Below are 10901 nucleotides of genomic sequence, written 5' to 3'. Positions count from 1 at the left end.
TTTCAGTTTTGACTTGTTCAATGAGTGTATTCATGACTTACCTCCAAGTTATGGGATAACCCCAAGGTAAGTGTGGCTCAAATGGTCAGAATAGGATCTCCGCGTAGCGGCTTAGTTCAACAATTTTATAGTGCGCTCATCGCGCATATATCTGCCAATGTCACGCTCATGTATTCAATAAATCATTTTTACCAAATAACTTAACACATTGCTATATATAATTTTTTACTAGCACACAAACTCTCAATAAAAGACAAAATGCGCTCGTCGCTCATTTTCTTGAATATGGGAGTAGTACAACCATACTGTATATAAATACAGTTATATTGTTGGTGGTAATATGAAAACACGCTCTCCATTTTTAAATTATATAGCCGATTATATGTTGGTTCGTCAATATTCATTACGCACCGTAGATACTTACCTAAGATGGATTGCATCTTATATCCATTTTCATAATAAACGCCATCCCGCCTCAATGGGAGACAATGAAGTCGAGCGCTACTTAGAACATTTAGTGTTAAAGCAAAACGTTGCACCACGTACGCAAGCTACCGCACTCAATTCATTGTCATTTTTATACAAGCACATAATAAAAAAAGAACTCTCATTAAATTTAAATTTTGCCCGTAGTAAAAAACAAGCAAAGCTCCCTGTAGTGATGACCCCAGAGGAAGTTAAAATGTTGATGGCTCATTTAAATAAGCGCTATTATTTAATTGCAGCCCTTATGTATGGAAGTGGCTTAAGAGTAATGGAAGCGGTGCAATTAAGGGTGAAAGATATTGATTTTGATTATAAATGCATTCAAGTATGGAATGGAAAAGGTAATAAACACCGCATTGTTACGCTGGCCACAGAGCTAATTCCTATGCTGAGAAATCAAATTTTGAACGTTGATGACTATTTAAAACTGGATTTAAATAATACGGAATATTCTGGCGTATGGATGCCATATGCTTTAACAAAAAAATATCCAAGTGCCGCAAAATCGCTTGCGTGGCAGTATTTATTTCCTTCTCATATATTAAGTTCAGATCCTCAAAGTGGTGAAATAAGACGACATCATTTTCATCACTCTTGTATTAGAAAAGAGGTTAAAAAAGCCGTCCAAAAATCAGGGTTAACAAAAATAATAACACCTCATACATTGAGACACTCTTTTGCTACTCATCTACTGCAAAATGGCGCCGATATAAGAACTGTTCAAGCTCAGCTTGGCCATTCTGATGTTAAAACTACACAAATTTATACCCATGTACTACAGCAAGGTGCTAACGGGGTTGTTAGCCCTTTTTCAAGATTATAAGCGTCTCTTTTTAATCCTCTACAGATACATATTCACTTTCAAACCAATACCGTCATCTATTTCTACTTTAAATAACACATAAAAAAGCCCCGCTTGTTTTTACACAAGCGGGGCTCCACACTAATACTTTTCAAAAATAAAAGCGCCGATACTGCGGGCGCTTTGCATCATTGAATTTAATTACTTTAACTTACTGATTAACTACGCTTTTAAGCGGGTTAATTGGCTGTGCGTTATCGTCTAGTATGTTCATATCAAAATCGAACTCATCTACACGAATCGCTTTTTCACGTTTGATGTTGTAATCAATTAACTGAACGTGCTCAGCTTGCGTAATTACGTTTGCCGCTAGTGCATTATCAAGCGTGATGTTAAAACGTGCACCTGGCTTAATTACTTTAGCACGTAATGCTTTTTTAACTTTAGCCAGCTCGCCAAGTGATGCCATTTTAGCTTTGTAAGCTTGCTCATTAATATGATGGCCATCGCCCACTACTGGTTTAACTAAATGCGTGATTTGCGCTTTAAATGCGGTATCTAGCTGAGCTTGCTTAGCTAGTTCGCGGATTAAATCGTCGCTAATTTTTGGCATTTTAGTTGAGTAGTTCATTGTAATGAAACGAATAAACTTACGTGTACCGCTTGCAGGGAAGTTATCTAAAAACTTATGCAATGCTTCTTCAGCACTTTGTAGTGCAAAACGCGTCGCGTAATGGAAATACGGCGCTGCTTGCTCACGGTCACTACTTGATACCTTTTGCTCGTAGTATTTAATTGATGCCATAGCTGCATATAAGAAGCTCATTACATCGCCTAAACGTGCCGATAGCATTTCTGCTTGTTTTAACTTACCGCCAAGTACAAGTAACGAAAAGTCTGCGTACACTGCAAGTTTTGCAGATAGTTTATGTACTGCTTTTTCGTAGTCGCGTACTTCTGGCAAATCAGAGTTTGCACTTGCTGTAAATGGTAAAACACCTAAGCGGAAAGCACGTAAGCTGTTTGCTGTGCTGTAGCCGATTGTTTTACGCAAAATGCCGTTAAATTCTTTATCTGCGCCTTTGTCTTCACTGTGAATTGACTCAACCATAGATTGTAAATATGGGTGACAACGCATAACACCTTGACCAAAGATCATTAGGTTACGTGTAAGAATGTTCGCGCCTTCTACCGTAATGGCAATCGGCTGAGCAACATAACCACTTGCTAATGTATTTTGTGGACCGTTTTGAATCGCTTTACCCGCTTGAATATCCATTGCTGAATCAAGTACGTCGCGACCAAGCTCTGTCATATGGTATTTAGCGATTGCTGTAACAACTGATGGTTTTAAGCCCATGCCTAAGCCTTCAGTTGTAAGTACGCGCATTGCTTCTTGTAGGTATGTTTTACCTGCAATGTCAGCTAGTTTTTCTTGAATACCTTCAAACTGGCCAATGGCTAAACCAAACTGTTCACGCACTGCTGCGTATTCAGATGCTGATTTAAATGCAACTTGTGCTGTACTAACACCTAGCGCAGGTAATGAAATACCACGGCCAGCACCTAAACAGCTAACCAGCATTTGCCAACCACGGCCGATGTTTTTCTGTCCACCAATAACAAAATCCATTGGTACAAATACTTTGTTACCACGTGTAGTACCGTTGTAAAAACGAATACCCATTGGGTCGTGGCGATTACCAAGCTCTACACCTGGGTGCTCTTTAGGAATAAGTGCACAGGTAATGCCTAGGTTTTCTTTACCACCTAGCAGACCATCAGGGTCAACTACTTTAAATGCTAAACCAAGTACGGTAGCAATAGGTGCAAGTGTAATGTAGCGCTTGTCCCAGGTAATTTCTAAACCAAGGACTTCTTCGCCGTTGTACATACCTTTAGTTACTTTACCAACATCAGGAATACCACCTGCATCAGAACCCGCTTCTGGGCTTGTTAATGCAAAACATGGAATGTCTGTACCATTTGCTAGGCGTGGTAAGTAATGTGCTTGTTGTTCTTGCGTACCAAAGTGAAGTAATAACTCACCTGGGCCTAACGAGTTAGGAACCATTACGGTTACCGCAACTGCTGAGCTTTTAGTCGCAATTGTGCCAACAATGGTAGAGTTTGCATAAGGGCTAAACTCTAAACCACCAAACGACTTAGGAATGATAAGCGAGAAAAAACGCTCTTTTTTCAAAAATTCTAAGATGTCATTTGGTAAATGAATGCCGTTTTGAATCACTGAATCATCAATCATGCCCAGTAGTTCTTTTACTGGACCGTCTAAGAATGCTTGCTCGTCTGCGCTTAATGTAGCAGCAGGTACGTCGCGAAGTGCACTGAAATCAGGTTTACCTTGGTAGATAGAACCTTCAAGCCATACATCACCCGCGTCTAGCGCTTCTTGTTCTGTGATAGAAATACTTGGTAATACTTTTTTTAGTTTTGTACGTAAACTCATGATTGAACTCATCCGACCAGCTAAATAATACCTACATTACGTCATAAAAAATCGTTTAGATCAATTACTCTATTCAATTAATTAACAGTTTTTTCAATTTATTTTCTTTACCTGAACGTAAACTGTTGAAACACAAAGGCTTACAGTTGTACGCTGAAAAAAAGTATTTTGACTAAAATGATGAATAAAACAGCAAAAGCGCTAGCGCTGTATCTATTTTTTGATGGGCATAAAAAAACGCAGCACAAATAGGCTACGTTTTTATTCAATTTATAGAGGCTACATTATCAGTTAATCTAACTAAAACTACTTAAATTTAAATCAAATTGTATAAGCGCTTCACTTAGCAACTTTAACAACTTGCTTGCCGGTAAAACCACCAGCAAGTTGTTTATTAAGCGCTTGCGATACTGACTCAGCACTAAAGTCTACGGGCGTTATTTCTGGGTGTTTAATGTCGCCACTAACAGCTCCTTCAAGTAACAGGTTGCCCATAAAGCTCAAGCGTTGTTGTGCACATAAACTATTAGCAAGCCATGCACCACCAATCGATACAACGCTAATATTCGGCGCTCGGTGATACATTAAGTCTTGATCAAAATAAGGTAGCGGATTTAAGCAGGCAATACGTCCGCAAAAACGCATTAACTCAATATTACGCTGAGTACACTCTCCACCTATCGTATCAATAACCGCATCAAAGCCTTGCGGGCCAAGTTCTCTGCGGATTTTTTCGCATAGCTTTTTATCGCTATAGTCAAAAACCACATCAGCGCCTAGCTGCTTAACCAATTTATGGTTACGCTTTGATGCGGTGGTAAATACATCTGCACCACGCTGTTTTGCATATTGAATAGCAAACTGCCCTACCGCTCCGGCTCCGCCTTCAATAAAAATAGTATCGCCTTCACTAATGCCTATTTTATCTAAGCTGATAAGTGCTGCCATACCTGCACATGGAAGTGTTGCTGCAATGGCCGGATTTAAACCGCTTGGCACAACCGACACTGCAAAGTTAGGCACTTTGGTGTATTCGCTCAAAGCACCTTGCTCACCAATGTTGGCATGCCACATAACCCGCTCGCCAACATTTGGAAACACACCTTTGTTAGCTTTAACCACAACACCTACGGCATCTAAGCCTAAAATGTGTGGATACTGCCACTTGCAAAAGCCTGTTTTAGCAAATTGACCATCAACTGGATTTAAACCAACGTACTCTACTTTTACAAGCAGCTCGTTATCTGCACAGTCTGGAACAGGCAGCTCAGCATCCGCTAAGTCAATTGCTTCATTTGGTTCTGGCAGTACAATAGCGCGCATTGTATGCGGGATAATGTATTCATGTAAATTTTCAGTATTTGGCATCAATATAACTCTACTTATTAGTGTCGTTTAACGCATAACTCCATTGGCCATTAAATGACTGGTAAGCATTTACTTTGGCAAGCAGTGAAGAAATTGTTGTTTCAACAGCATTTTCTTGTGCTATTAAAACATCCTGGCGCGCATCTAACAACTCAAGGTAAGGAATTTGGCCTTCTTCGTACATTGCCTGGGCTTGTAAAAATGCTTTATTAGCAAAGTCATAGCGCTCATCGGCAAAGCGTTTTTGCTGTGCCTGATTGACCAACAATTGCAGTGAAAGTTCACTTTCACTTAGTGCAGTTAATACCACTTGTTGATAATCGCTGTATGCGGCTTCACTTAAAAACTGCTGTGCGTCGCGCTGTGCTAATAATGCTGGGTAGCTTAATAACGACCATTGCAACTGCGGCGCTACTTGCCACTGCTGATCGGTATTTTTTAAGCCTGTGCTGTCTATACTCACAACCCCTGCAAATGCAGATAAGCTAATATCGGGTAATAACGCTTTGCTAGCTGCAACACTTAAACTATTTGCTTGGCTAAAGTCAAACAGTGCACGGCTAATATCAGGACGTAAGGCAATGGCATTATTAGCGTTTTTTAGTGCAACGCTAAAGTCACGTTCAAGCACGCTTTGCTCGTTTTCAATAGCAATATTTTGCGCTAACTTACCGCTTAGTACTGCAAGAGCAGATAAATCGCTGTATTTTGCATACTCAATGGCAGGTATTAGTGCTTGTTGCTGCCTAAGCTGCGCCATCGTACGGTTTAAATCAAGCTCGTTTGCAACACCTTCGTCAACACGGGCTTGAAGAACGTCAATACTTTGCTCAAGCGCTTCAATTTGAAGTGCTACAATGTGTTGTTTTTCAACATTACCTTGATAACTTACAAAGCCTTTAACAACTGACGAAACTACTTCAATTTGCAGTAAACGTACTTGCTCTGCTTGGCTCATGGCCGATGCATTTGCAGCATCAACCAACGCCGTAATGCGACCAAATAAATCTAGCTGCCAATCAAGTGCAACGTTTGCACTTGATTGACGGTCATAAACGCTTGGTGCATCGCTTCGAGCTGCGCCAACATTTACGCCACCTTGCGGAAGGTACTGGGCTTTTTGCTCTCCTAATCGCGCTAATGCACTTTTAAGTGTTAGCTGGCTTGTTTGCAAATTATAGTTATTTGCAAGCGCACCAGTAACAAGATCATTTAGTTGATCAGAATTAAGCTTTTTCCACCAGTTTGTTTCATCAGCAACGCTAACGTTACTAGCAATATTAGCTTTAGCAACAAATTCGTTAACGGCTTTTTGCTCACTCATGGTGTCTATTTTACTCGCACACCCGGCTAAAAACGCAGCGACTAATACCGCATTGACAGTTAGACTTGTTTTAAGCCTTTTTTGCATTAATTTAGTCATGAGTATTCTCCTGCGCTTTCTCTTTTTTGTTAGTCACTAACATATAAAATACCGGCGTAAACAATAGACCAAACACGGTTACACCTATCATGCCTGAGAATACGGCGTTACCCATTGCGTGTCGCATTTCGGCGCCCGCACCGGTGGCAAGTACTAACGGTACAACACCTGCTGTAAATGCAATCGACGTCATTAATATTGGGCGCAAGCGCATACGACATGCCTCAAGTATTGCCTCTAAGTGCGATAAGCCTGAGTCGTGTCTATCTTTTGCAAACTCAACCATCAATATTGCATTTTTAGAAGCCAACGCGACCAGTACTATTAACGCTATTTGGGTGAATATGTTGTTGTCAGAGCCGACAAACCACACACCTAACAAGGCTGAGAAAATAGTCATTGGTACAATTAATATAATTGCCAGTGGTAAACGTAAGCTCTCGTACTGCGCTGCAAGTACCATAAATACAAGTAATACAACTAACGGGAATACATAAACCATGGTGTTACCGGCAAGTACTTGTTGGTACGTTACTTCAGTCCACTCATATTCAATACCTGTTGGTAGTGTGTCTGCGAGTACTTTTTCAATAGCAACTTGTGCTTGATCAGAACTATAACCTGGCGCTGGGCTACCATTTAGTTCTGCACTTGGGTATCCGTTGTAATGCATAACACGGTCAGGACCAATTGTTGGTGTTACTGTTAATACAGAGCCTAGTGGCACCATATTACCTGAGCGGTTTCGTACTTTTAAATTAAGTATTTGATCAGGGTCTAAGCGATAGTCAGCATCAGCCTGTGCATTTACTTGGTACGTACGACCAAACATATTAAAGTCATTTACGTACACAGAGCCTAAGTAAATTTGCAGTGCATTAAATACTTCATCAAGTTGAATACCTTGAATAAGCGCTTGCTCACGGTCAATATCAATATCCATTTGTGGAACTTGGATACGGAAACTTGAGTACAGGCCCATTAATGCTGGGTCTTGTTGCGCTTTACCAATAACGGCTTGCAGGCTATTAAATAGTGCCTCAAATCCTTTATTAGCTCTGTCTTCTATTTGCAGTTTAAAACCACCTGTTGTGCCCAATCCTTGAATTGGCGGCGGTGGAAATACCGCTACAAATGCTTCATCAATGGCAGCAAAACGTTTATTCAACTGCGCCGCTATCGCCATCGCTGATTGGCTTGGGTCGGTACGTTTGTCAAAGCTCTCAAGTGGTGTAAATACAATGCCGCTGTTAGGGCTGTTTGTAAAACCGTTCACTGATAAGCCAGGAAAAGCAACAGTATGTGCAACGCCTGGGACTTCTAATGCCATTTGCTGCATTTGAGCAAGTACATCTTCAGTACGATCAAGGCTTGATGCGTCAGGTAACTGCGCAATAGCCACTAAATACTGTTTATCTTGCTGTGGAATAAAGCCACCTGGTACGGTATCAAATAACTTAATTGTGCCGCCAACAAGTGCAATGTAAGCCACCATTACAACAACGGTCATACGAATTAGTTTTTGTACCAGCTTTTCGTAACCTTTTGCACCACGATTAAATATGCGGTTAAATGGTTTAAACAACCAACGACCAAACAATTTATTAAGTAAACGCGTGAACGCATCTGGTTTTGCATCGTGCGATTTTAATAACAATGCAGCAAGTGCAGGCGATAACGTTAATGAGTTAAACGCTGAGATAATCGTCGAAATTGTAATTGTAAGTGCAAATTGCTTATAAAACTGACCTGATAAACCGGTAATAAACGCAGTAGGAATAAATACGGCACTTAGTACTAGCGCAATGGCAATAATAGGGCCTGTTACTTCGCTCATTGCAACGCGGGTTGCTTCAAGTGGCGATAAGCCTTTTTCAATATTACGCTCTACATTTTCAACAACTACAATCGCATCATCTACAACTATACCTATGGCCAATACTAAGCCAAACAACGACAAGGTATTAATTGATACACCTAACCACTGCATTACGGCAAATGTACCAATAAGTGAAATAGGCACAGCAATTAACGGAATAATAGATGCACGCCACGTTTGTAAAAATACAATAACAACAATAACTACCAGTACAATTGCTTCAAGCAACGTTGCAATTACCGCGTCAATTGAGCCGCGAACAAATACCGTAGGGTCGTACACAATGTCGTATTCAACACCAGTAGGGAAATCTTTAGATAAGCGCGCCATTGTTTCGCGTACTTGATCAGAAAGCTCAATAGCGTTTGAACCTGGGCGTTGGAATATTGGCATTGCAAGAGCTGGTTGGTTATCAAGCTCTGCACGCAGTGCGTAAGTGTCTTGACCTAGATCAACACGGGCTATATCAGATAAACGCGTTAACTGACCTTCGTCGCCTACTTTAATAATAACTTGTTCAAATTCTTCAATACTGTTTAAACGACCTTTAACGTTTAACAATATTTGAAATTGACTGTCGTTTGAAATTGGTTGCGCACCTAAGCTACCTGCAGCAACTTGCTGGTTTTGCGAGCGAAGTGCTGTTACTACATCTGTTGCTGTTAATTCGCGTGCAGCAAGTGCATCTGGGTTTAGCCATACTCGCATTGAGTATTTGCCAGCACCAAACATGCGAATATCACCTACGCCTGGTAAGCGCGCAATTTCATCTTTAATGTTTAAATCAGCATAGTTAGATAAGTAAGCTGTGTCGTGCGTTTTTTCAGGTGAGTATAAATGCACTACCATGGTTAAATCGGGTGATGACTTTTCAGCCACAACACCTAAACGCTGTACTTCTTCTGGCAAACGCGGAAGTGCACTGTTTACACGGTTTTGTACTTGTACTTGAGCACGGTCTAAATCGGTACCTAACGCAAAAGTTACCGTTAATGTCATACGGCCATCACTAGTACCTTGCGAAAACATATATAGCATGTTTTCAGTGCCGTTAATTTCTTGCTCCAGCGGTGTTGCCACTGTTTGCGCAATAACGGTAGGGTTAGCACCTGGGTAGTTGGCGGTAACAACAACTGTTGGAGGAACTACTTCTGGGTATTCACTTACTGGTAATTGGAATAGTGATATGCCACCAGCAATTAAAATAACCAATGACAGCATGGCCGCAAATATTGGACGCTGTATAAAGAAATGCGAAAATTTCATCAATAAACCTTATTGCTTAGCCACGAGTTGTGCGTTGTCGTTTGACAATGTAAATGCCACACCGCTTGTATCAATTGTTACTGTTTGAGGAGAGATTGGCATACCAGGACCTACGCGAGCAGGACCATTTACAGCAATTACATCACCTTCGTTAAGGCCTGAAGTAACCGCACGTAATGCACCGTAACGCTCACCAATAGTAATTAGTTTGTATTCAAGTACGTTGTTTTCGCCAACGGTTAGTACAAAGCGATTTTTTAAGTCAGTACCAATTGCACGTTCTGGGATAATAATAGCGTCGCTAATAGAGTTGGCTGCAAGCTTAATACGTGCAAACGAGCCTGCGCGTAATTGGTTGTTGTCTTCATTAAATACTGCACGTACGCGTAATGTACCCGTTGATGAATTAATTTGGTTATCGATAAAGTTAATGTAGCCTTTATATGCAAAATCACTTTGACCGACTTTTTGCATTACAACAGTTTGGTGGCTCGCAGCAGTAACATCATTGAAAGAGCTATTCCATGTGCGCTCATCAACATCAAAATAAGCGTACATAGCTTGGTTTGAAACAATTGACGTTAATACGCTTTGACCCGCAAGTACGTTATTACCTTTGGTAATATTTGCGCGAGAAATAATGCCATCAATTGGTGATACTACTGACGTAAATTCTAAATCAAGTTCTGCTGAGGTAAGTTGTGCTTGAAGTGCAGAAAGCTGTGCTTCGCGTTGGCGCAGTGTTGAAGTACGCGCTTGTGCTTGCTCAGTTGAGATTGCCTTACGGTCTAATAAGCGTACCGCACGTTTGTCTTCACTTTTAGCTTGTTCAAGTGCGGCTTCTGCACTTTTAATTTGTGCTTTTAAGCTTGCAACAACCGCTGCAAATGGGCGAGCATCTAATTGAAATAAAACATCGCCTTCTTTAACCACGTCGCCTTCTTTAAATTCAATGCTATCGATGATTCCTGATACACGCGGCATTAAAGCAACTTCTTGTGGAGACTCTAAACGAGTTGTATATGTGTGCCAGCTCTGTACCGGCTTAACAAGCACCTGTGCTACATCAATTGGTTGAAGTTGCTGTGCAGGTGCTGATTGAGCTGTGCTCTCATCAGCACAACCCGCAAGTGTTAAAGATGCCGCAGTAAGTGCAGCAGCAATTAGATGTTTGTTCATGAAGACGCTCCATTGTTGATTAGCCTCGCAT

6 protein-coding genes are annotated in these 10901 nt (G+C 40.9%); 1 reads left to right on the top strand and 5 read right to left on the bottom strand.

From position 1 onward, the window contains the following. The first annotated feature begins 340 nt into the window (after nucleotides 1-340). On the top strand, nucleotides 341-1309 hold the full coding sequence (locus H5117_RS18190) for an integron integrase (protein ID WP_182738834.1): 969 nt from the start codon (nucleotides 341-343) through the stop codon (nucleotides 1307-1309). A 190-nt stretch (nucleotides 1310-1499) separates the two neighbouring features. On the opposite strand, the gene H5117_RS18185 is transcribed toward H5117_RS18190, so the two are convergent. The 5 genes from H5117_RS18185 to H5117_RS18165 all read right to left on the bottom strand — a co-directional run bounded on the left by H5117_RS18185 (nucleotide 1500) and on the right by H5117_RS18165 (nucleotide 10870). Then, complete coding sequence (locus H5117_RS18185) at nucleotides 1500-3755, bottom strand: acyl-CoA dehydrogenase (RefSeq protein WP_182720662.1); 2256 nt, start codon at nucleotides 3753-3755, stop codon at nucleotides 1500-1502. Between the two features lie 339 nt (nucleotides 3756-4094). Further along, nucleotides 4095-5123: a zinc-binding dehydrogenase gene (locus H5117_RS18180; RefSeq protein ID WP_024596792.1), complete on the bottom strand. Its 1029-nt coding sequence runs from the start codon at nucleotides 5121-5123 to the stop codon at nucleotides 4095-4097. Nucleotides 5124-5133: 10 nt separating this feature from the next. Further along, the gene (locus H5117_RS18175; RefSeq protein ID WP_024596791.1) at nucleotides 5134-6546 is read right to left on the bottom strand and encodes a TolC family protein; all 1413 of its coding nucleotides are present in this window, start codon (nucleotides 6544-6546) and stop codon (nucleotides 5134-5136) included. Continuing rightward, nucleotides 6539-9691, bottom strand: coding sequence for an efflux RND transporter permease subunit (locus tag H5117_RS18170; protein WP_182738833.1), 3153 nt, complete (start codon nucleotides 9689-9691; stop codon nucleotides 6539-6541). Before H5117_RS18170 ends, H5117_RS18175 begins: the two co-directional genes overlap by 8 nt. Before the next feature lie 9 nt (nucleotides 9692-9700). Then, nucleotides 9701-10870 carry an efflux RND transporter periplasmic adaptor subunit gene (locus H5117_RS18165; protein ID WP_024595653.1) on the bottom strand — a complete coding sequence of 390 codons (1170 nt, stop codon included), beginning with the start codon at nucleotides 10868-10870 and terminating at the stop codon, nucleotides 9701-9703. Nucleotides 10871-10901 lie beyond the last annotated feature (31 nt).

The sequence above is a fragment of the Pseudoalteromonas sp. SG45-1 genome (assembly GCF_014164135.1).
In the GTDB taxonomy this organism is placed as follows: Bacteria; Pseudomonadota; Gammaproteobacteria; order Enterobacterales; family Alteromonadaceae; genus Pseudoalteromonas; species Pseudoalteromonas distincta.
Note: the sequence above shows the minus strand (reverse complement) of the source record. Positions and strands in the feature narration are given on the sequence as shown.

What these genes read in the sequence shown, in the direction of transcription:
- H5117_RS18170 (WP_182738833.1), bottom strand. Translation starts at nt 9,691, where the DNA reads ATGAAATTTTCGCATTTCTTTATACAGCGTCCAATATTTGCGGCCATG.
- H5117_RS18180 (WP_024596792.1), bottom strand. Translation starts at nt 5,123, where the DNA reads ATGCCAAATACTGAAAATTTACATGAATACATTATCCCGCATACAATG.
- H5117_RS18175 (WP_024596791.1), bottom strand. Translation starts at nt 6,546, where the DNA reads ATGACTAAATTAATGCAAAAAAGGCTTAAAACAAGTCTAACTGTCAAT.
- H5117_RS18165 (WP_024595653.1), bottom strand. Translation starts at nt 10,870, where the DNA reads ATGAACAAACATCTAATTGCTGCTGCACTTACTGCGGCATCTTTAACA.
- H5117_RS18190 (WP_182738834.1), top strand. Translation starts at nt 341, where the DNA reads ATGAAAACACGCTCTCCATTTTTAAATTATATAGCCGATTATATGTTG.
- H5117_RS18185 (WP_182720662.1), bottom strand. Translation starts at nt 3,755, where the DNA reads ATGAGTTTACGTACAAAACTAAAAAAAGTATTACCAAGTATTTCTATC.